Origin of the sequence: Streptomyces sp. NPDC006314, from assembly GCF_040613075.1 — a bacterium.
GTDB lineage: Bacteria > Actinomycetota > Actinomycetes > Streptomycetales > Streptomycetaceae > Streptomyces.
Genome location: NZ_JBEXRL010000018.1, coordinates 59,238 through 79,360, shown reverse-complemented (window position 1 = coordinate 79,360; position 20,123 = coordinate 59,238). Strand labels below are relative to the sequence as shown.

Genomic DNA, 20,123 nt, shown 5'->3' with positions numbered 1-20,123 from the left:
AAGGGCCCGGCAGGTCTCAAGGACGGCCGCCGCCGTCGGTCAGATCGCGGCCTCGACCGGCTCGGCCTGCGACAGCGGCACCCACACTTCCTCCCCCCGTGCTCACCGCCATGGGTCTGGCCGCGGACCGGGCGCTCGGCGCGCTGCGGCTGTCCCTGGGCCGCTGGACCACGCAGGAGGACCAGGAGGACATCGAGACGGCGGCAGCGGCGCGGACGCCGACCGGACCGCCGCCGTGGTGGACCGGCTCCGGATGTTCGCCATCGCCCCAGCCTCGGCGGAGTTGAGTCCCTGGTCACCCAGCCCGTCACCACCACCCACCACGGCCTGGACCCGCCGAGCGCGCCAAGCGGGGCATCGCCGACAGCATGGTCCGCCTGCCCGTCGGCCTCGAAGACGCCGACGACCTGATCGCCGACCTCGCCCAGGCCCTCGACGCCGACTGAACTTCCACCCTGTGCACCGGCCCGCAGCGCTGTCCATCCTGGCCGGTGCAACGGCCGCGCCGTTCTGCCGAGACCGGCCAGCCCCTCCCCGCCGGTCCCGCACCGCTCACCGCCGCTCCGGAAAAGAGACATGACCAGCACCGCGCCCACCAGCACGACGGCCTCCATCCCCGAGCCCGCCCAGGCCCAGCTCCGGATCCTGCGCGTCCTGGTCGCATCCCAAATCCTCAGCGGCGCGGGTCTCGCCGCGGGCGTCACCGTCGGCGCCCTCCTCGCCCAGGACATGCTCGGCACCACCAGCCTCGCCGGACTGCCCAGCGCCCTGTTCACCGCCGGCTCGGCCCTCGCCGCCGTCGCCGTCGGCCGAATCTCCCAGGCCCGCGGCCGCCGCCCCGGACTCGCCACCGGCTACCTCACCGGCGCCATCGGCTCGGCCGCCGTCATCATCGCCGCCGTCCTCGACAACCCCTTCCTGCTGTTCATCGCCCTGTTCGTCTACGGCGCCGGCACTGCCACCAACCTCCAGGCCCGCTACGCCGGAGCCGACCTCGCCGCACCCGGCCACCGCGCCCGGGCAGTGTCCACCGTCCTGGTCGCCACCACCCTCGGTGGCATCGCCGGGCCTAACCTCGCCGCCCCCACCGGCAGCTTCGCCGAACACCTCGGCATCCCCGACCTCGCCGGACCCTTCATCCTCTCCGGCATCGCCTACGCACTCGCCGCGCTCGTCCTCGCCCTCTGGCTGCGCCCGGACCCGCTCCTCCTGGCCCGCACCGTCGCCCGGGCCAAGGAAGCCGATGGCACGGCCAACCCGGCCGCCACCGACACCAGCGAAGGCCCCGGAGGAGTGGTCCTCGGCGCCCTGGTCATGGTCCTCACCCAGCTCGTCATGGTCGCGATCATGACGATGACGCCGGTCCACATGCACGACCACGGCCACGGCACCGCCGCCTCCGGTCTTGTCATTGCCATCCACATCGGCGCCATGTACCTCCCCTCACCGCTCACCGGGTGGCTCGTCGACCGCTACGGCCGGATGAAGGTCGCCGCCGCCTCGGGCATCACCCTGCTGGCCGCCGGGATCCTCGCCGCCGCAGCACCCGGCGACTCCGTCGCGCTTCTCGCGCTCGCGCTGGCCCTGCTGGGGCTGGGCTGGAACCTCGGCCTAGTGGCGGGCACCGCGATCATCACCGACACCGTGCCGCTTGCCACCCGCGCCAGGACCCAGGGCCTGGTCGACGTCTCCATCGCCATCGCCGGGGCCACCGGCGGCATGGCCTCCGGCATCATGGTCGCCGCCACCAGCTACCCCGCCCTCGCGCTAACCGGCGGCGTCCTCTCCCTCGCCCTGCTGCCCGCCGTCGCCGCCACCGCCTACCGCCGATGAACCCCAAAACCCCCAAGAACCCCGAAGCCCCCGCGCCCGGCATCACCGTCGACGGCACCGGCCTGCTCTGCGGCACCCTCCTGCTGCGCCCATGCAAGGAGATCGACGGCGGGAAGCCGGGCATCCTCGCGCACGTCATCGCCAACGACCCCGACCGCACCACTCGGTCTGCCCGCCCGGTGCCACATGCCGGGCACGACTACCTTGGCCCCTCCCCTGCCCAACAGGGCGTCTATTCCTTCCGTTATTCCCTCCGCCTCGCCGCCCAGCCGACGCAGACCCGACCCGACGCCCCATGGCACCGGGCCACACCTGCTGCTGACGTTGAGTCCACTGGAGGCTGACTCGCGTCGCTTCGTTCCCGATGGTCCAGCCGCGCGGCGTGAGCGGGGGGAATACCGCGGTTCCGGCACTCCCGGGCAGATCGTCGCCGCGTTCCTGCGCAGCCTGCGCGCGGGCATGGAGGCACAGGCGAACGCGGCCGCCCTCATGATGCTCGCCGCCCAGGCCGACCACGATGCCGAGAGCGGTCAGGCGCTGAACCGGCTCGTCGCCACCCGCCGGGACGCCCTCAACCAGCTCCTGGCGCCGTCCGGGGTGAGCATTGACGCCGATGAGTACGCCCGCCTGTGCGGACCCCTGGTGTGCCGACGCTTCATCTCCCGCGAGCCCGTCACCGACCAGTTCATCGAAACTCTGGCCGCCACGTTCATCTCGAGCCGCCCACCCGCCGGCCGGTAGCGCAAGGACCCCGGGCCTGACCTGTCGTCACGCCCGACTGCGAAGAACAGCGCCTACCCGTCGATCGTGATCTCGTGGGAAACGCCGGCGAAACCGACGTTGCCGCCCCTACTGCGCCCGAGGGAAATGGAGCTCCCACGTCTCGACCCGGACACTGTCGCGGTCCATCGCACCCACGTACGCCTCGTGGTCTCGCCAGCCTTTCGCGAATGCGGCCGTGGAGTTCTCCGAATCCTTCACGGTCTATGTTCGAGTGCGGGCACGAAGTCGCCTGAGCACAGGCCGTGCAGGTAGAGCAGCGGCAGCACCTCGCTGATCTTGGAGGACTTGCGGCACCAGGGCGGCAGGATCGCCGAGGAGAACCGCTTGCGTTCCCCGGTGGTCTGTCGACGCGCTTGTCGTTCACCCGCGGGGCCTTCACTTCGATGACTCCGGCGGCGGTGGGGACCTTGCCACGGCTGTGGTAGCCGTTGCGGACGACAACGCATCGGCCGCCCTCGTCCCCTGGTCGGCCAACTCTGCTGAATGAGCGTTGACTTCGGCCTCAAGCGCGGCGAGCACCCGCCGTGCGCCCTCGCGGACGATCTCGGCGATCAGGGAGCCGTTCGGGGTGCTGCCGTCGACACTGACTACGCTGAGCATGGGCGTGCCTTCCCGACCCACGTTCGCAGCATCGGCCTACTCGGTGACCTTCAATCGATCACTCGGGAAGGTACGCCCTTCGCGCACTCACCGAGCCCCGATCCACACGTCCTGAGCAGTGCTCGGGCGGTCCTCACGGCAGGCACGTTGTCCGTTCTCCTCGTCGTGCTGATCACACGCTGATCAACGTGGGATCCCTCGGGAAACCCAGGGCTCCGGGCGTAAGCGGGCACCGGTGCAGAAAACTCGTCGGCTCCTGCCGTCACACCGCGCACAGAGCGCAGGCGGCCAGGCCGTAGAGGCGGGGGTAGCCGTTGGCCAAAGGCCTGCCTCGGGGCATACCAGATGGCTCGCCCCGTTACGTCTTACCGCTCCGGGTCCCAGGCGACGAGCTGGTCGAAGAGACGTCGGTTGCCGTCGAGTTTCAGGGAGTCCAACGGAATACGGCCGTAGAGGGCGAGGACCAGCTCATTGGCCGTGCCTCGGGCGGAGGCGTCGGCGGCGTCCGGGTCCCCGCCGGCGCCGGTGGCGGCCGGTGTGACGGGGGTGGGCAGGCGGACGGCCCGTGCGCCGTCTTCGGAGAGCCAGTTACGCCAGGAGCGGCCCTCGGAGGCGTGGTAATCGACGGCAGCGGGCTCGTGCGGCCAGGGAACCGTCGTTGTGCAGATGGTGGACAGGAACTCCTCGACACCGTCGAGTGCCACCTCGTCGGGCAGCGGCTGCGGGGCACCCAGAGTGAGCTGGGCGTCGTACGTGTGCACGGCGATCTCGTGCAGCTGGCGCCGGGCGGCGGCAGCGCAGGTCTGCGGCGACTGCGACTTACCCCACCACGTCCAACAACCGCGATCCGGGCCGGCCTCCCGCAGTGCGTCCAGTAGCTGCTGCGTCGATGCGACCAACCACGCCAGCAGGGCCTCGCGCTCCCGAGGTGCGACCGGGTCGCCCTGCGGTGCGGACTTGGCCGTGGCGTCAGGGCCTGCGGCGATGGTGGCGGCCCAGGCGCGGCGCCCCTCGCCGAGGTGCTGCGCCAGGTCGAACAGCGTCCACTCGGGGCAGGTCGGCACCTGCACGTCGAGGCTGGGTGCGGCGGTGACCGCGGCACGGAACGCGCTCGACCGTTCGTCGATCATTCGCAGCAGGTCGGGGAAGCTCAGAGTGTTCTGCACTTCAGATGTCTATCACTCTGCTCCGGCAAGGGAACAGCGATTTCCGACCTCTTGGTGACGGCGTCTTTCTGCAGCGCGTCGCTCGCTTGGCGTTCGACGGCGGCCTGGGTCCACGCTCAGCGTTCATCCGTGGTGCGCTGCGGGCTGGCTTGCTGCCTGGCAGGGATCAGCCGCTGCCGGTTTGACCGTCTGGACGACGAAGTCCTCGTCATCACGGTTCAGCAGGCGGGGACGGCCTCCCGCCCACTGCGGGTTCAGCCACGCGAGCCCGATCCCGTTGAAGCGATGGGATCACGTCCCTCACCGTGTCCCTCCTGCGCCCGAACCGCACCGGGCTCGTACTGCCCCGCCTCACGATCTGCTGAAGCTTCTGCGCCTCCTCCTCAGCCGGCCCGCGGACTCTGACCGGTGGTGCCATGCCCGCCCCATGGTTGGAAGTTCATGTCCAACCATCACAACGAGCAACCAGGCGAGGTGATCAGCATGCCCCTACCCACAAGGAGCTGATGTTGTCGTTTCGGTTGTACTGGGAGGTGTTGCCCTGCCAGTTCCCTACCGGCCATGTGGCGCCATCACGGTTGATGTTCAGCCACGTGCAGAAGGTCTTGCCAGTTCTGTTCCACACGGAGGAGATCTGGTCGTTCAGGTTGAAGTCGCGGAGGTCGTCAGAACCCAGCTGGAAGCGCGCCATCCGGCCCCACCCACCAGCGTCCTCCCAGACGCAGAACCAGCCGACCGGGCAGTCCTGGTACGCGGTGGCTGACTTCGGAGCCGCCTGACTGGTGGGTACCGCTGCCGCGGCTGGTGCGGTGAGCGCCGCGGAGATGGCCAAGCCTGCCGTGGCAGTGAGGGTGAAAAGTGAGCGGCGCAGTGACATCTCAGGATCACCTTCAGTTGGGAACAGGTGGAGAGCTCCCTGCCTACTAGAGCAGCCAGCCGGAGGGAACCACACGCGAAAACAGGCCTTTACCGCGGGCACCTGTGATGCTGCTGATCCAGCCGTGCAGATCGGTTGCAGGGTTACGGGCGGTCGCGATGGTGAGGGCGCCAGAAGGCATCCATCCGTGGTGGTAGTGCGGCATGTCCGCGCGCTCGCTGTGCCGGGGCAACGCCGGATGGGGCGCCGTGCGGGCCGCTCACGGGGTCCCTCACATCGCCGACCCTCGACGGGCAGGCGCAGCCGACCGCGGGCCGTGTCGGGGTGCCAGGCTCACGCTCGCGCGACCGCCACAGGCGGCTGACTTGGCGGCCCGGCGCGGGTTACGGTCCTCTCCGGGAGCCCGTCCGGGGAGGGGGTCACTCGGCCCCACCCACCTATCCTCTCCCCAGCGAGCCGCAGGTCACCGCGGCCCCTGCCCTCCGAGCGAAGGCCGGGGCGTGGGACGGAGTCCCCCCGTTCACCGACTGACCGGCGACCGTGGGTGGCTCAAGGTCAATACATCAGTCCCTGCAGGGTCGCACGGGTTCTGGCTATCCCCTGCCTCCAGGCTGCGCTGTGCAGGGTGGTGAAGTCCCATGCCACGACGGGCTCGGCGCCGCTCGCGCAGTATCCGTAGACCGAGGAGGCAATGTCCTCGGTGAGGAGGTGGTCGTAGTGGAACGACCCCTCGAATCCGGCCCAGGCCACTGCTCGGCCGTCCGCGCACAGGCGGCGCAAGGCCTCGCACGTGTAGGTGGACAGGGCGAGAGAGGTGTCGTGGAAGATGAGGTCGTACGAAACGAGGCCGAGCGCCGCGATCTCTGCCGGCTGCTCCTGCGGCATGAAAGGGCGCACCTCGTCGGGCACTGGTCCGGCGAGGTGGAAAGTCTCCGGCGGCAGCGGTTCGTTGCCCGCGCCGATGACGAACATGGTCACCGTGGCGGGACCTGCGAAGCAGAGACTCTCTTGTACCTCGTTCACGGTATGTCTTTCTCTGTCCACGGCTTGGCACACTCAGTGTCGCAGGGGAAACGAGGTGTGCCCCAGGGGTGCTCAGGAGTACCGGAGTGTCGTCCGGCACGCGGAGGTTGAGGGTGGCTGGGAGGAGGCCGCCGACCGGACCGAATCCGACCGACCGCAGCAAGAGAGCTGATCGACAGTCCATCTGATCACCGACCGGTTCTGGATGAATCATTGGCGGCTGACCGTATACGTCACGCCCGCGACGATCGTCGTCGCCAGAACCCAGCCGGTGATGATCAGACCATACGACAGCCACTGGTACCGGCTCTGAGGGGAGGACGCTGACTCCTGGCCGAAGTCGATGATCGGCAGGAGCAGGTCGAGGGTGTAGAAGAAGGGGTTGAAGTCAGGGGCCTCGCCCGCCTTCACGGGACAACTGCAAGATCCGGCATGCGCGTCGGCCGGCCAGGCGCTCGGCCGGTCCCGCGGCGGGCTGACCGCCAAGGTCCATCTCGCGTGCGACGGCCGGGGCTGCCGTTGGCCGTCGTGGTCACGCCCGGCAACGTCAACGACTCCACCGTCTTCGACACCGTCATGGGCGAACTGCGAGTGCCCCCGGACCGGTGCCGGACGATCCCGCCGCAGCCCCGACGCGGTGATCAGGACGAGGCGTACTCATCACGGGCGATCCGCCGACCCTGCGCAGGCTGGGCATCCGAGCCGTGATTCCGGAACGGGCGGGCCAGAGGCCAACCGCGTGCGGCGCGGGCAGGCCGGCGGCAGACCGCCGCCCTTCCTGCAAGGCTCGCAATGTGGTCGAACGCTGCTTCAGCCGTCTGAAGCAGTTCCGCGCAACGCCACCCGCTTCGACGAACTCGCCCCCCGCTACATGGCCGGAGTCCATTTTGCCGCAACCCTGGAGGCGCCGACCTGGCGCAGCGACTCGACCGAGGGGTAGATGGTTCGGTCGCGCTTCGAGCGCGACAGCGCCCGGGCCACCTGCCCGTGGTGGAAGCGCCCCCGACCGGAGCGGCCGCTCAGCTCACTAACAGGCAGCAGCGTCTTCTACCGTCGCTCCTACCTTCAGGATCGTGTCGACTCCGGTGACCTCCAGGAGCCGCTGGACCTGTTGTGTCGGCGCGGCTACGCGCAGGTCCGTCGCTTGGTGGGTGAGAATCAGCAGATTCAGAAGCGTTGAGTCCGCAAAGGTGATGTCGGAAGCGTCCAGGACCACCTTCGGGTGCTTCCTGGCTGCGGTCTCCAGCGCGTCCGTCAGGGGCGTGATCGACTGCATGTCGTAGGAGCCACGAGCGACGACGACCCAGGTGCCGCGCCATGCGTACTGAACCACTGCGGCCCGTTCCAGAGCTTGCACCTTGACCTGGCCAGGCGACTGGTCAGTGCTCCCGCCAGCGTCGTCCGTGCGTCTTGGCGCGATGGCCTCGTCAAACGACACCTTCTGGCCCTCCCGTGACTCCGGAAACACGTCAGTGATTACACGAAAAGTATGTCATGTGTTTGGGCTCCGGCAACGGCGCGGCCTAAAATGCGTGCATGGTCGGAGTGCCTGAGTCTCACACCGGGTGGACGTTCATCACCAATCACGCGCGCGTACTGGCAGCCATTGCCGACAACCCGAACGTCCGGATCCGCGACATCGCCGTCCACTGCCGGCTGACGGAGCGCGCTGTCCAGCGGATCATCTCCGATCTCGAGCAGGATGGTTACCTGTCTCACACCCGCGATGGGCGCGCGAATACCTATCGCATCGATCCGGACAAGGTGCTGCGCCACCCGGCGGAAGCCGGCCTCACCGTGGCCTCCCTGCTTTCCCTGCTCGTGCAGGATGAGACGGACCGCGTCACGACACCGGACGCTCAGTCGCCACGTCTGGCGGATACCAAGGCGTGAGGTAGAGACGTCGATCATCACGTCCCCGCGGCAACCCACCGCCAACCTCAACTTCCATCCCCCCGCCGTCGGCCCACACGCCCCGTGCGCGGGCGTGGTTCATGGTGTCCCGGGCGGGAGAGGAGCAGGCCGCCGGTGTCGGTGCGCTTGGTCTCGCCTGTTTGTGACAGGTCGCAGTGGCTCCACTCGGGCAAGTTCTTTGGGCTCCACCTTGATCGGCATTGGATTTGGTCCCACCTGCCCGGCTAGGTGACGACATGCCCTTGTCCGAGTGAATGGTGTGGGCCGCCTGCCCGATCGCGGTCGGTGGTCGCCCAGGCGCACGCGCACGCGTTCGGCGGTCACCAGGGCGGTGCGCCGTTGCCGGTAGGAGCGATGGGCGTATAGGCGATGGGCGGGTACGTCCTGCTCCGCGCACCGCGCCGTGCATGGCGAGGATCGTCGAGGCGCAGGGGCAGTCGGCGTGCGGTGAGCCCTGCGGCTCCGGCGGTGTGGCGGCCCAGCGGGTTGGGGTGCGCTTGTCGACCGCCGGGATCAGCGGCTGTCTTCGCTGCCAGCTGCGGGCCGGTGACCGTGGTGGTTCAGTTGGGGAGGGAGGCCTGAAGGGCGGTCGTGCCGAGAGCGCCGGTGGCTTGATTCGGCGCCAGGGGCAGATGGGCGGTGATCCGTTTTCCCGTTTCGCGAAGGGCGACGACGACTCTCGTACTGACCGTGTGCACCAGATGCAGTCCATGACCGCCGATGCGGCGAGGGTCAGCCATCTTCGCCGCCGGCTTCTCGGTGGAGCTGTCCCATACGGTGATCGTCAACTCGTCGCTGGACAGCTGCAAGGTCATCCCGCAGGGGCCCGGAGCGTGCAGGATGGCGTTGGTGACCAGTTCACTGGCGGCTAGTTCGGCGTCGACAGCCAAGGCCGTCGGCACTGCAGTGCGGCCGGTTCGCAGGGCGTGGCCGAGGATGGCGCGCAGGGCCTGACGGGCGTCCGCGGCGCGGGCCGCCCCCTCCCCCCAGATCGCGCCGTAGCGCAGCGGGGCGCCCTCATCCGTACCCGCCTGCTCGTCAGCCGTCTTCTTCGTGAGTGGGATGGCCATACGGTGCTCTTTCGTTGCGTTCGCCGCTCTTCGGTGCTTTTTTGGTTTTTCCGTTCAGTCGCGTACCCAGGTGCTCCCCGCACATACCGTGGACGCTCCCCCGCTGCCTGATTACATGCTCTGTGGGTCGGGGCTGGGTGGCGGCGTCGCTGTCGGGGTGGAGGGAGAAGATCTGGTCGAGGCCGACGATGTGCAGAACGCGCAGGGTGTGGGCAAGGACTGCGGCACGTGCGATGTCGGCTTGGGCGGCGTGGGGCGGCATTACGGGCGGCGATCAGGACGCTGATGCCGCTGGAGTCGCAACATTGCATGTCGGCAAGGTCCAACACGAGGTGTTGGCCTGGCCGGAGGCAGAGCCTGGTGAGCAGTTCGTGCAGTTCGGTGGCGTTGGGGCGGTCGAGGTCGCCGAGAATCTCCAGAACGGGACCGGTCATGGCGTCTCTGGTGGTGATCTTCAGCGGGCTCATTCGGAGTTTTGGTCCGGGGGTCGGGGGTGGCGGTGGGGTCGTCGGCGTGGCCGGCGGTGAAGGCGCTACTGGAGCACGGCCAGGGCGTCCTGCAGCCGGGCACGGCCGGCCCAGCCTGTTCACGTGCTTCCTCGGCCGCTTTCCGGGCTCGCAGCAGTTCCTCTTCGTAGGTGCGGCGGTCCCGGCCGTCGAAGATGGTGGTGCGGATCAGCAGTGGCGCACCGGGACCGCCGCGTTTCACGACGGAGGAGACCAGCACCGGCATCCGGGCACCGCCAGCCTGCTCCATTGACAGCGCCACCCCCAACGGCGCCTTGCGGCCGTGTGAACCCGTTCACCACGCACACCCGGTGCATGGTCGGTCCCGAGCGGCCCGACTCTCGGACACACAGGTCGCGCTCCGCTCCTGTGGGCCGCCGCCGCGGGGGCCATTCCACCCACCGCGGATCGTCCAGCACGCCCTCCGGATCGTCGACGTCCGCGGCTTCGAGGAACACCGCCAGGTCGCGGGCGCGGGGTGTCGCGAGCGTCGCAACACCCCGGCGCAGCACCTGACCACGGACCGGCCCGGCGGCCGCGAGGGCGTACCGGCTACGGTCGGGGCGGACGACCGGGCACCAAGAGCGGCGCTGCGGCCAGCCCGGCATCGAGCGCCCACGGCTGGCCCCAGCCGTCACCGCTGCTGAATAGTGCCGCAATCAGCCGGGTGGCATACGGCGGTCATCGGGTACTCGGCTCGTGTAGCGCAGTGTGCGCCAGACCCAGAGCAAGGGAGGCGTCATGGCTCAGCATGTGCGTGACATCATGACCAGCCAGTTGGTGACGGTCGAGCCGCAGGCGTCGGTGACGGCGGTGGCCCAGAAGATGCGTGACGAGGACATCGGGGTCGTCCTGGTCGTTGAGGATGACGAGCTGCGCGGTCTGGTCAGCGACCGCGACCTCGTGGTGCGCGCGCTCGCGGAGGGCGGCGATCCGGAGCAGAGGACCGTTGCTTCTGCGTGCAGTGGCGATGTGGTCACGGTGACCCCAGACGAGGATCTCGATCATGCGGTGGAACTCATGCGCGAGCACTCCATCCGCCGCCTTCCGGTCGTGGAGCAGGGCCACCCGGTGGGCATCGTCTCCCTCGGCGACATGGCGATCGAACGGGATGCGGAGTCCGCACTCGGTGACATCAGCGCGGCCAAGTCGAACCAGTGACGCATGAGTATCACGCGGCGGCACGAACTGGTCGGCTCACCGCTGCGCATCACGCCCCTCGACGTGCGGCGGCCGACGCCTTGGCACCTCGTACTGCAACGGTCTTTGTCCTGAGGTTTGTCGGCTTCGGGTGGTGTGTGGCCGTGTCGTTTGTTGTGGCTGGTGCGGGCTTGGTGCCGGCCTCTTCGGCGCCAGTGTGACCAGTGCGGGACGTGCTCGACGGGGTGGCGGCCGTCGGCGAGTGAGGCGGGGATCAGTCGTCGGCGTCCCAGTCGCACCGGCTCAACAGCCGGTGCATCCGGTCGGGCGCTGGGTGACCGGCTTCCTCGTCAGGCGTCCGCCCGTTCTTACGTTCCAGCGGAGATACCAGTCCCCGCATACACGCCAGAGCTGACTCCCGCGGCTCCGGCCGGCAAACCGATGCACGAAACGCTCCTGCAAGTTGTCCGGACTCGCCTCCCGCGTCTCCCGGTGCCGCTTTGCGTACGACCATGTCACAGCAGTCATCGGTTGGCCGGTCCGGGGCCGCGTCGGCGGCGACTGCTGCGAGGAAGGCCAGGGCGAGCATGGCGACCGTGATGTGCCGGTGCCAGGAGGTTCGGTGCCTGAGCGGGTAGTGGGACAGGGCGACTTACAGGCGAGTTCACCGGTGGTCCAGTTGCGGCGGGGAGCAGCAGGAGGCGATGACCACCCTTGCCGGTCTTCCCCCAGGCCCAGTCGTAGGAGCGCGGGCCCTTCGCACCGATGCCGGCGCTCTGCCGGTGCCAGGCCTCCGTCGGCAGCCGGCCGACAAGGGCTTCCGCGCGGATGGCGGTACGGCCGTGGCTGACGCGCACCACCGTGGAACAGGCCAGGGTCAGGACGTAACCGATGCCGCAGGTCTCCGGGCTGCGCGCGATGCGGGTGGGTCTCCCGTGGGGCGTCCCACCCGGCGGGCTCGATGACCTTCCACCGTTCGTCGGTGACGCGGGTGCCGCAGCCGGCGCACACGGGACGGCGAGCCGCCCGCTCGGCCTTGCACTCCTGCGCCGCGCGGCCAGCTGCTCCTTGTACTCCCACTCGCGGGCTTCGTACTCGGGCCGCTGGCGGGCGTCGTGCGCTTCACGGCGGCGTTACCGATCGCTTCCAGGAGCGTCTGGTTCTGCGAGCGGCCGAAGCGCAAGCTGCTTCTGCCGGTGACCATGATGGGGAGCTTGCCGTAGTACATGTGGAAGCCGTGGGCGGTGCCTGCCAGTGCCGTTGAGTCAGCTCGGCCAGCCGCGCCTCTCCGGGCCGACGGGCGGCGGGTTTGTGGGCCTTCTGGCCGTCCTGTGTATGCGCGTGCGAAACCGGACCAACCAACAAGTTCCGCCCCTTCCTGATGCTCAGGGCCACAGGGGCACCATCCGCCACGCGTCCCCTCCGTGGAGATCAATCCATGGCGGGGAAAGACGATCAGCTGACTCGGATCGCCTTCGATGTGTCGAAGCAACGGACGAGGTTCGCGCCCAAGCCCTGCGGCTGCTCGAAGCCGACACCACTCTGCATGCGGGGTGGATCGCCGGGTTCGTCACGAACCGGGCGGTGCCGCACGAGGTAGTGCGGCGCGTGCTCACGCCTGCCCCTCTGCCGGACGGCGTTCGGCACTGGCTCCGCTCCAGGCCACTGTCCGCTACGGCGTCGGCAGTCGCAGTCACCTCATCATCCCGACCCGGAGGTCCACAAGGAGGTCGCGTCCTGAGCCTGTTCCGTCCCTCATGCAGGTCCGGGAGAGACACCTGACGTGTAGAGCCGAACCGGCCGTCTCAGCAGTGGAAGAGGCGTGTTTCTGGCCAGTACCCGCAGGTAGCGGTACATGAGGCTGGCTTGTGGCGGCATGATCGCGGTCGTGCTCAACGAAGACACTCCCTGCGTGAAGTGGGAGATCCAGATGCACGAGCAGTTCAGCGGCGTGTGGATCTGCAAGGACTTTGGCCGTGCGACCACCGGCGCGGACCCTACCGAGCTGGGTCGGGCCGTGCTCGCCGCGTACCTCGCCGGCCGGTCTACTCGGGGTGAAACGTTCCGGGCCGTCGTCCGCGCCGGCAACGACAGCCTGTCCGTCATCACTCCTGACAAACTCGCCGGCCCTGGCTGCAGAACCGATCCCGCCATCTGCCAGGCACTGCCCGTCTACCTCCGCAACGCCCTCGCCTGACCCCGGCGAGCCGTCCGCGTGCCGGGTTGGTCCTCGGCGCCGAGGAAGCGGTCACGGTCGTTGCGCGGGGGCGCGATGTCGCCATCGTCGTCCCCTATGTACGCCCGTCGATCTCGGTACAGGTCGGTGCGGGTGTGCGGGCCGATGCCGGTGTGGATGCGGACCGTGGCCCGTGCGTCCAGCGTGACGGACGGTGGGCCCGCAGGCCGAGCCCTACGACGCGCTGGGTGGTGCCGGCCGCCGCCGCGCGCAGGTCACCGACGACGATGTCGTCGACGCCGCCTCCCTGAGTCGCAATGAACGGCCTTGCCGCGAAGCCCTTATCAGGCGGCCCGGCGGGCGGCGAGGTCGGCTGCGGTGACAGTGAAACGGACCGCCTTTTGCAAGGTGAACATGCAACCGGTGTCGGTGAATTCGTCTTCGTCGGGGATGCGAGCAGCGTCGCCCAAGGGCCGTCCCGTAACTGCCCCGGCGTGGGTTGTCCATGGGCAGCCCGTCTCTCTCAAGCGGTGAGTTGAGAGACTCCTGTCATGGGATCTTGGGGAACCTTGGGGCCGGCGCTGTTGTCGCTGACAGGTGTTGCGCTCGGCGCGGGCGGGTCGTTGTTTGGCCAGTACCTGGTGTCGCGAGCGAGCGCCCGGCAGCTTGAGATACAGGAGTCGGCCGCGCACCGTGCGGAGTTGAAGAACGTGATCCTGAAATTCCTGAGCATCGCGTCGCGGGTGGAGAAGGCGGCGCTCACGCGCCCGCCCGGTGGCGGGACCGCAGCCGCTCCCGTGCTGGACCAGCTCGCCGTGGCAGAGCCCGCAGGATCACAGCCATGGGTCCGCTGAACTCTCCCATCACCAAAATCCCTGCCCCTGTTCACCCTCCTGGGCCGGCACGTCCGCTTGGAGCCACTCACGCCGGCCCATCTTCCCGACCTGTTCGCTGCAGGCGGAGGGGACGATGAGGTCTGGCGCTGGCTCCCGGTGCCCACTCCGCGCACAGAGGAGGAGATGCGCGCCCTCCTGAACAAGCTGACCGCCGACTGCGATGCCGGTATCCGCGTCGCCTTCGCGGTCATCCAACTCTCCACCGGCCGCGCGGTGGGCTGGACCACCTACGGATTCTTCAGCGCTCGCGACGAGCGCTTGGAAATCGGCTGGACCTGGTACGGCCGTGCCGCCTGGCGCACTGCGGTCAACACTGAGTCCAAGCTGCTGCTGCTCACGCACGCCTTCGAGGATTTGGGCATGGGCCGCGTGTGCTGGCGCACCGACCACCTCAATACTCGGTCGCAGAAGGCCGTCGCCCGCTTGGGTACGGTCCGTGAGGGGGTCTTCCGCCGCGAAATGCGCCGCCCCGACGGCAGTTGGCGCGACAGTGTCTACTACGCCATGCTCAGTGAGGGGTGGCCCGTCGCGAAGGAGCGGCTGACCGCCCGGCTCGCTGCTGGCTGACCCCGGTGATCTGCGGTGCGGATCGACTCCCGAGGGATGTTCTGACCTTCTAGGCAGTAGCTGCACCGTTGGAGCATTGTCATGCGCCGCAAGTATCATGCGGCGCATGACAGTGACGACTATCATGTAGCACATGACAAAGGGGCTGCCCGCTCTCGGTGACCAGCGTCGTAGTCAGCTGCTCCGCGGAGTGCTCGATCTGTGCCTGCTGTCGCTGATCGCCGAACGGCCGCGCTACGGCTTCGAGTTCGTGGCGGCACTCGCCGACAACGGGCTCGATCTCGTGAGCGAAGGCAGCATCTATCCGCTGCTCGCCCGGCTGGAGCGGGAGGGGCTCATCTCCTCGTACCGCACCCCGTCGGCCAGCGGTGGGGCCCCACGCAAGTACTACCGCCTGACCGAAGCGGGACGTGCCGAACTGGCGAGCGGCCGGGCCGTGTGGCACGCCTTCAGCGGGCGTGTGGGGCGGATCCTGACCGACACCGAACCCACGGGGGGAAGCGCACCATGACGGACCAGCGAACCATGACGAACCAGCAGGTACTCGCGGTCTGCCGCAGCAACTGGGAGTACCGGGGCATCGATGACGGATCCATCCGGGAGATGCTCGACGAGCTCGCCTCTCATCTGGAGGACGCGGTGGCCGCAGGCCGCACGCCCCAGGATGTCGTGGGGGACGATGTCAAGGAGTTCGCCGCGTCCTGGGCGCGGGCCCGCGCTCCGCTTCCCCGCCGGCTGCTGCGCACGGCGGCGATGGTCTGCTTCATGATCGGCTGCCTGATACTGGCCACGTGTCTGGTCCGGTGGACCACCGAACAGGTCGTGAGCGTTGACGATGTCGCGTTCTGGGCCGTCCTCGCAGGGGTCACGGTCGCCTGGGAGCTGCGGCGCGGCAGCCTGGGGCTCGGTAGGAACCTGGCAGTCGCCCTTGTCGCCGGCTTGGCCGCAGTGCTGCTCTCCCGGTGGCTGGGCGGCGACAGAGCGCTGTTCACATTGCCACTGTGGGCGGCACCGGCGCTGCTCCTTCCCGGACTGCCGTACGCCGTCGCCGATGCGCGGGGCAGGAAGAGCACCGCGCCCGGCGTCGACTAGGACCCACCCGTCCGATCATGTGACTATCCGGGTGGTGTCTCGTTGTCGCAGACATGGGGCGGGGTGACTTGGCGGATGCGGAGCGGGAACGCCCGCGGCCGTTCCTGCCGGTCAGCAACGGACGCTGTGGCCGGTGTCGTGATCATCGGCAGGTGATCGACGGGACGTGCGTGCGCATCAGCACGCGGCCGGTGCCCACACCGATCCGCCGCCGGCTCCGGCATCAAAGGGGGGCAGAAGGCGAACACCTGGCCGAGACGCCGTGGCGGAGCCTGCTGGCTCAAGCAGTCCCGGGCCGTGGCTACCCGATACGAGAAGGCGGCTACGTCTTCCTCGGCACTGCCACTGCGGTGTCCCTCGTCATCTGGCTCCGTACATGATCGGCCGGACGGGCCAACTACGACGCTCAGTGTGCGACGCGAAGTCGCTCCAGGTAAGTAAGGACAGCCACGTGGTGGAGGAGGTATCGATCGGCTGAACTTCGGGCCCGTGTCCAAGGCCCGTCCCCGCGCTCCCATGCGTCGCTGGTAACGGCGGGCTGTGAAGCGGAGCGTTCAAGCCGAAGGGCACCTCGGCCATCGAAGAGCAACAGGCGAGGGGAAGGCTGGACGGGCGAACGTAAGTGAACCCTCGATGATGCCCCGTGGCTGCTAAGACCGCTCGACGGTGCGAAAGCGGCGGTCACAGGACCCGGTGCTGCAAGGCACCAAGCGACCTCCGGGTAACCGAGTCCGGAGGGAGGACACCGCTGGTCCCGGGGTAGAGGGGGCGCCCACCCCAGCCGGGTCTTACTGGTGCGGAACGTGGAAACCCCGACGGTGTCCAAGCCTCGCCTTGGTAGGCCGACCGCAAGGAAGGCTGAAGTCCCCGGCGGGAGAAGGAAGATCCAAGAAGCGAAGGCCGGCGGGCTGAAAGGCCAGAGGGAACCGGGAGATTGGGAGCTTCACCCGCTCTCGCATGACTCGCCGGGTACGGGCCCTGGTGGCCCGGCCCGAAAGGGCGCCCACGTGGATCAGGTGAGCCTTTGAAGTCACCACTGCAAGGACGCTCGAACCGAGGGACAAGTTAGACACCGGAGGCGAACATGGAGATCACGACACCTGTCGTGACGTCCTCGCCTGCGGTGAACGGGTACGGCGGCTGAGGCAGAGGGTCTTCAAGGCAACGCAGGACGGGGACCTCAGGAAGGTCCGCAACTTGCAGAAGCGCATGCTGGGAAGCCGCAGCAACACGCTGATCAGCGTGAAGCGGGTGACGCAATGCTGAGGCCGTGTTGCGCAGAGTGATGCCCATCGTTCGTGGTTGGGCGGCCTACTACCGGGCGGTGGCATCCCCGACGACGTTCTCGTCGCTGGATCACTACATGTGCCGGCTGACCTTCAAATGGGCCAGGCGCCGTCACCGCAACAAGTCGAGGCACTGGGTCGTGGACCGGTACTTCGGCAGATTCCACCCGTCCCGGGCGAGACCGGTGGGTGTTCGGCGACCGCGACAGCGGTGCCTTCCTCATCACATTCGCCTGGACCGGCATCGTCCGCCACCAGCTCGTCAAGGGAGGAGCGTCCCCGGACGACCCCGCGCCGACCGAGTACTGGCGGGACCGCCGCCGCAGGAAAGCGCCGCCGCCGATGGACAAGACGAGTCTTCTCCTGGCGGTCCGGCAGCAGGGGCTGTGTCCTCTCTGCAAGCAGGCGCTGATCGTCGGAGCCGAGTACGAGCCGGACAGTCCACGCGCGTGGATCAACTGGTTCGCGGCCTCGAAGAAGATGCTCCACAAGCATCACTTCACCTACCGACGGGACGGCGGCACGGACGAACGGAACAACCTTCGCCAGCCCGCGGCCGGACGGGCCCATTAGGCTTGGGTGCTCCGACGGGCGGGCGCCCGTTGACCGGCGGGGGCGCTCGTGCGGCTGCCCCGGACCATCACACTAAGGACGGCAACCGAGTGTCTTTCTTCACCATCGGCCACCGCGGGGTCATGGGCGCCGAGCCGGAGAACACCCTGCGCTCCTTCCTGCGGGCCGAACGCGAGGGGCTGGACGGCATCGAACTGGACTTGCACCTGAGCAGGGACGGCGAGCTGGTCGTCATGCACGACGAGACCCTGGACCGCACGACGGACGGCACCGGTCCCATCGCCGATCAGGAGTTGCGAAAGCTCAAGGAGCTCGACGCCGGCCTTGGTGAGCGGATCCCCACGTTCGGGGAGGTACTGGACGCCGTCGGGCCGACGCTGCCGATCCAGGCGGAGATCAAGGACGTCGCCGCCGCCCAGTCGCTGGCCAAGGTGCTCGCCGACCGCGACCTGCTGGACCGGGTCTCGGTGCTGTCGTTCCACGACGTGGCGCTGATCGAGATCCACAAACTGCTGCCGCAGGCCCGCACCGTCCTGGTGGCAGGCCAAAGCGCGCACGGCGACACCTTCGTCGGCCGCGCTCAGAAGGTCGGTTCCACCCTGGTCAGCGTGGAGCTGCGCCAGCTGAACCAGGCCATCGTGGAGAAGTGCGGCGCCGCCGGCATCGACGTGATGGCCTGGACCGTCAACGACGAGCGCGACCTGGCGCTGGCCCGGGCCCTCGGCCTGGTGGGCTGCGTGACCGACCAGCCCGGTATGAAGCGGCTGGTCGAGGCCACGGCGTGACCCTCAGGGGTCCGGAACCGAACCGGCCGCCCGTACGGCACGGTCGCACCGGGAACCCATCACGCCTCGAGCGGCGTGCCACCAGGACTTGTCATGCCCGGTTAGGCTGACCCCATGACGGATGGGGAATCTGGCAGACGGCTCGTAGACGGCCGTTTCGAGCTGTTGGCACGGCTGGGCAGCGGCGGCATGGGCACGGTGTGGCGCGCCCGCGACATCATCCTGCACCGCGAGGTCGCGCTGAAGGAGGTGCGTCCGCCGGATCCCACGCTGGTCGAGTCCGACCCGGCCATGGCACGGATGCAACGGGAGCGGGTCCTGCGTGAGGCCCGGGCGCTGGCCCGACTCAGTAATCCGCACGTGGTGACAATCCATCACATCGTGGACACTGCCGATGCGCCGTACCCGTGGATCGTCATGGAGCTGGTGTCCGGCAGCTCCCTGTACGACCGGCTGCGGGAGGGCCCGCTCACGCCGCAGGAGGCCGCCCGCATAGGCCGAGGCGTCCTTTCAGGCCTGCGGGCAGCGCATGCGGCCGGGGTGCAGCACCGGGACGTCAAGCCCGCGAACGTCCTGCTGCGCAGCGACGGAAGCCCGGTGCTCACCGATTTCGGTATCGCCGCGTTGCGGGACGCCACCAGCCTGACGGCCACCGGTGACCTCATCGGCTCCCCGGAATACATCGCCCCCGAGCGGATTCGCGGCGACGAGAGCCGGACCGCCTCAGACCTGTGGTCGCTGGGCATGATGCTGTACGTCGCCCTGGAAGGGCACCACCCGATGCGGCGCGCGACGACCATGGCCACGCTCGTGGCCGTGATGAGCGAGCCGGTGCCCCCACCCCTGCGCTGCGGGCCTCTCACCCCGGCGCTCACCGCGGTCCTCGTCTCCGATCCGGACGCTCGGCCCAGCGCTGAGGAACTGGACCACATGCTGGCCGCCGCCGAGCAGGCGTCGAGCGCCAGCACGCGGCGCGACGCTTCGCCCTGGCCGGCGCCTTCCCTGCCAGGTACGCACACCCCGTCAACGCCGTACGCACCATCAGCCCCGGTGCATGACGCACCCCGTGCCGACTTCCGGCCGACGCCTCCGGCATGGCAGCCGGCAGCGGACTCGGCAGCGCCCTCGCAGTCCGGACGCGGCGACGAGCCGCCCAGACGGACGAGGGTCACGGTGCGTTTGGGTCTGGCCTGTGCCGTGGTGGGTGTCACGGTGGCGGCCGCCCCGTTCATCCGCAACGGCCTCGGTTCACACGCCTCGGCCGTCGAGAAGCCCGGCGGGAGTGGTTCGCCCACCTCTCACCCGACCGGGACGGTCACTCCTGACGCGCCCGCGGCGTCCACCTCGGGCAGTGGATCCGGCCGCAAGGCAGGAACTCCGTCGGGCAGCCTCCTGACCCCGGCGGGAGTGAGGAGCGCCGTGGCCGAACTGACCCCGGTCATGGGTGGCAGCAAAGTGGTCTCTTTCAACGTCTACCCCGAGTACGCCGGAGCCACGGCTCCGACCAAGGCCGACAGGCGCCACTTCGACACCTTCGACTACCGCAGCGGCACGGCTACACGCAGCGGACCGGATCCGGTGTCGTCCATCGACGCCAAGAAGACGCTGGTGGACCTGAAGTCGGTCAACTGGGACGCGCTGCCCGCTTTGTGGAAGCAGGCGGAGAAGCGCCTGGAGGTCCAGGGGACGGGTTCGCGCTACATCATCGTGCAGGGCGACATCATCACCGGTTCGCCGTCCGTCTATCTCTACCTGTCGGACGACTATGGGGGCGGTGGTTACCTCGAGGCCAACCTGCAAGGCAGGGTGACGCGGGTCTACGCGAGCGGGTCCTGA

At 68.8% G+C, this 20,123-nt stretch carries 21 protein-coding genes and 8 pseudogenes; 18 read left to right on the top strand and 11 right to left on the bottom strand.

Features of this window, described 5'->3' with window-relative positions:
• Window positions 1–98 precede the first annotated feature (98 nt).
• From ABZ079_RS28030 to ABZ079_RS28010, 5 genes are all read left to right on the top strand, one after another.
• On the top strand, window positions 99–287 hold the full coding sequence (locus tag ABZ079_RS28030) for a hypothetical protein (RefSeq protein WP_356942211.1): 189 nt from the start codon (window positions 99–101) through the stop codon (window positions 285–287).
• Window positions 288–356: 69 nt separating this feature from the next.
• The gene (locus ABZ079_RS28025) at window positions 357–446 is read left to right on the top strand and encodes a PLP-dependent transferase (RefSeq protein ID WP_356942282.1); all 90 of its coding nucleotides are present in this window, start codon (window positions 357–359) and stop codon (window positions 444–446) included.
• A 130-nt stretch (window positions 447–576) separates the two neighbouring features.
• Window positions 577–1,833: an MFS transporter gene (locus ABZ079_RS28020; RefSeq protein ID WP_356942210.1), complete on the top strand. Its 1,257-nt coding sequence runs from the start codon at window positions 577–579 to the stop codon at window positions 1,831–1,833.
• On the top strand, window positions 1,830–2,177 hold the full coding sequence (locus tag ABZ079_RS28015) for a sulfurtransferase TusA family protein (RefSeq protein ID WP_356942209.1): 348 nt from the start codon (window positions 1,830–1,832) through the stop codon (window positions 2,175–2,177). The genes ABZ079_RS28020 and ABZ079_RS28015 overlap by 4 nt, the downstream gene beginning before the upstream one ends.
• Window positions 2,178–2,292: 115 nt before the next feature.
• Complete coding sequence (locus ABZ079_RS28010) at window positions 2,293–2,574, top strand: hypothetical protein (RefSeq protein ID WP_356942208.1); 282 nt, start codon at window positions 2,293–2,295, stop codon at window positions 2,572–2,574.
• Between the two features lie 248 nt (window positions 2,575–2,822).
• Here ABZ079_RS28010 and ABZ079_RS28005 read toward each other — a convergent pair.
• The 6 genes and pseudogenes from ABZ079_RS28005 to ABZ079_RS27980 all read right to left on the bottom strand — a co-directional run.
• Window positions 2,823–3,216: pseudogene (locus tag ABZ079_RS28005) on the bottom strand (IS256 family transposase); the annotation flags it as partial.
• 365 nt (window positions 3,217–3,581) lie between these two features.
• Entirely contained in the window at window positions 3,582–4,382 is an 801-nt protein-coding gene (locus ABZ079_RS28000) for a maleylpyruvate isomerase family mycothiol-dependent enzyme (RefSeq protein WP_356942207.1), read from the bottom strand.
• Between the two features lie 186 nt (window positions 4,383–4,568).
• Window positions 4,569–4,800, bottom strand: a pseudogene (locus tag ABZ079_RS27995) (IS630 family transposase); the annotation flags it as partial.
• Window positions 4,801–4,860: 60 nt separating this feature from the next.
• Window positions 4,861–5,259 carry a peptidase inhibitor family I36 protein gene (locus ABZ079_RS27990; protein WP_356942206.1) on the bottom strand — a complete coding sequence of 133 codons (399 nt, stop codon included), beginning with the start codon at window positions 5,257–5,259 and terminating at the stop codon, window positions 4,861–4,863.
• A 555-nt stretch (window positions 5,260–5,814) separates the two neighbouring features.
• Window positions 5,815–6,282 (bottom strand): hypothetical protein, encoded by a 468-nt coding sequence (locus ABZ079_RS27985; protein ID WP_356942205.1) that lies wholly within the window; start codon window positions 6,280–6,282, stop codon window positions 5,815–5,817.
• Between the two features lie 210 nt (window positions 6,283–6,492).
• Window positions 6,493–6,696, bottom strand: a pseudogene (locus ABZ079_RS27980) (membrane-associated oxidoreductase); the annotation flags it as partial.
• 1 nt (window position 6,697) lies between these two features.
• Between ABZ079_RS27980 and ABZ079_RS27975 the strand changes: the two are divergent.
• Window positions 6,698–7,222: pseudogene (locus ABZ079_RS27975) on the top strand (IS5 family transposase); the annotation flags it as partial.
• 87 nt (window positions 7,223–7,309) lie between these two features.
• Here ABZ079_RS27975 and ABZ079_RS27970 read toward each other — a convergent pair.
• Complete coding sequence (locus tag ABZ079_RS27970) at window positions 7,310–7,639, bottom strand: STAS domain-containing protein (protein ID WP_356942281.1); 330 nt, start codon at window positions 7,637–7,639, stop codon at window positions 7,310–7,312.
• A 179-nt stretch (window positions 7,640–7,818) separates the two neighbouring features.
• Between ABZ079_RS27970 and ABZ079_RS27965 the strand changes: the two genes are divergently transcribed.
• Window positions 7,819–8,175, top strand: a complete 357-nt coding sequence (locus ABZ079_RS27965; protein ID WP_356942204.1) for a helix-turn-helix domain-containing protein — start codon at window positions 7,819–7,821, stop codon at window positions 8,173–8,175.
• 581 nt (window positions 8,176–8,756) lie between these two features.
• On the opposite strand, the gene ABZ079_RS27960 is transcribed toward ABZ079_RS27965, so the two are convergent.
• The 3 genes and pseudogenes from ABZ079_RS27960 to ABZ079_RS27950 form a co-directional block, all read right to left on the bottom strand.
• A complete protein-coding gene (locus ABZ079_RS27960) occupies window positions 8,757–9,266 on the bottom strand; it encodes an ATP-binding protein (protein ID WP_356942203.1) in 510 nt (169 codons plus the stop codon).
• Between the two features lie 130 nt (window positions 9,267–9,396).
• Window positions 9,397–9,733, bottom strand: a pseudogene (locus ABZ079_RS27955) (STAS domain-containing protein); the annotation flags it as partial.
• Window positions 9,734–9,801: 68 nt separating this feature from the next.
• Window positions 9,802–10,037 (bottom strand): annotated as a pseudogene (locus ABZ079_RS27950) (histidine kinase); the annotation flags it as partial.
• A 476-nt stretch (window positions 10,038–10,513) separates the two neighbouring features.
• On the opposite strand from ABZ079_RS27950, the gene ABZ079_RS27945 reads away from it, so the two are divergent.
• Window positions 10,514–10,933 (top strand): CBS domain-containing protein, encoded by a 420-nt coding sequence (locus tag ABZ079_RS27945; protein ID WP_356942202.1) that lies wholly within the window; start codon window positions 10,514–10,516, stop codon window positions 10,931–10,933.
• A gap of 262 nt (window positions 10,934–11,195) precedes the next feature.
• Here the strand turns inward: ABZ079_RS27945 and ABZ079_RS27940 are convergent.
• Window positions 11,196–11,345: pseudogene (locus tag ABZ079_RS27940) on the bottom strand (IS701 family transposase); the annotation flags it as partial.
• A gap of 1,479 nt (window positions 11,346–12,824) precedes the next feature.
• Between ABZ079_RS27940 and ABZ079_RS27935 the strand changes: the two are divergent.
• The 10 genes and pseudogenes from ABZ079_RS27935 (at window position 12,825) to ABZ079_RS27890 (ending at window position 20,123) form a co-directional block, all read left to right on the top strand.
• Window positions 12,825–13,109, top strand: a complete 285-nt coding sequence (locus tag ABZ079_RS27935; protein ID WP_356942201.1) for a hypothetical protein — start codon at window positions 12,825–12,827, stop codon at window positions 13,107–13,109.
• 530 nt (window positions 13,110–13,639) lie between these two features.
• Entirely contained in the window at window positions 13,640–13,942 is a 303-nt protein-coding gene (locus tag ABZ079_RS27930) for a hypothetical protein (protein WP_356942200.1), read from the top strand.
• 21 nt (window positions 13,943–13,963) lie between these two features.
• The gene (locus ABZ079_RS27925; protein ID WP_356942280.1) at window positions 13,964–14,551 is read left to right on the top strand and encodes a GNAT family N-acetyltransferase; all 588 of its coding nucleotides are present in this window, start codon (window positions 13,964–13,966) and stop codon (window positions 14,549–14,551) included.
• 133 nt (window positions 14,552–14,684) lie between these two features.
• Window positions 14,685–15,062: a PadR family transcriptional regulator gene (locus ABZ079_RS27920; protein WP_356942199.1), complete on the top strand. Its 378-nt coding sequence runs from the start codon at window positions 14,685–14,687 to the stop codon at window positions 15,060–15,062.
• Window positions 15,059–15,643, top strand: a complete 585-nt coding sequence (locus ABZ079_RS27915; RefSeq protein WP_356942198.1) for a hypothetical protein — start codon at window positions 15,059–15,061, stop codon at window positions 15,641–15,643. Before ABZ079_RS27920 ends, ABZ079_RS27915 begins: the two co-directional genes overlap by 4 nt.
• Before the next feature lie 1,140 nt (window positions 15,644–16,783).
• Window positions 16,784–16,909, top strand: a complete 126-nt coding sequence (locus ABZ079_RS27910) for a reverse transcriptase N-terminal domain-containing protein (protein ID WP_356942279.1) — start codon at window positions 16,784–16,786, stop codon at window positions 16,907–16,909.
• Between the two features lie 19 nt (window positions 16,910–16,928).
• Window positions 16,929–17,024: pseudogene (locus ABZ079_RS27905) on the top strand (group II intron maturase-specific domain-containing protein); the annotation flags it as partial.
• Window positions 17,025–17,118: 94 nt separating this feature from the next.
• Window positions 17,119–17,502, top strand: a complete 384-nt coding sequence (locus tag ABZ079_RS27900; RefSeq protein WP_356942288.1) for a hypothetical protein — start codon at window positions 17,119–17,121, stop codon at window positions 17,500–17,502.
• A gap of 89 nt (window positions 17,503–17,591) precedes the next feature.
• Entirely contained in the window at window positions 17,592–18,287 is a 696-nt protein-coding gene (locus ABZ079_RS27895; protein ID WP_356942278.1) for a glycerophosphodiester phosphodiesterase family protein, read from the top strand.
• Window positions 18,288–18,401: 114 nt separating this feature from the next.
• Window positions 18,402–20,123 (top strand): protein kinase, encoded by a 1,722-nt coding sequence (locus tag ABZ079_RS27890; protein WP_356942197.1) that lies wholly within the window; start codon window positions 18,402–18,404, stop codon window positions 20,121–20,123.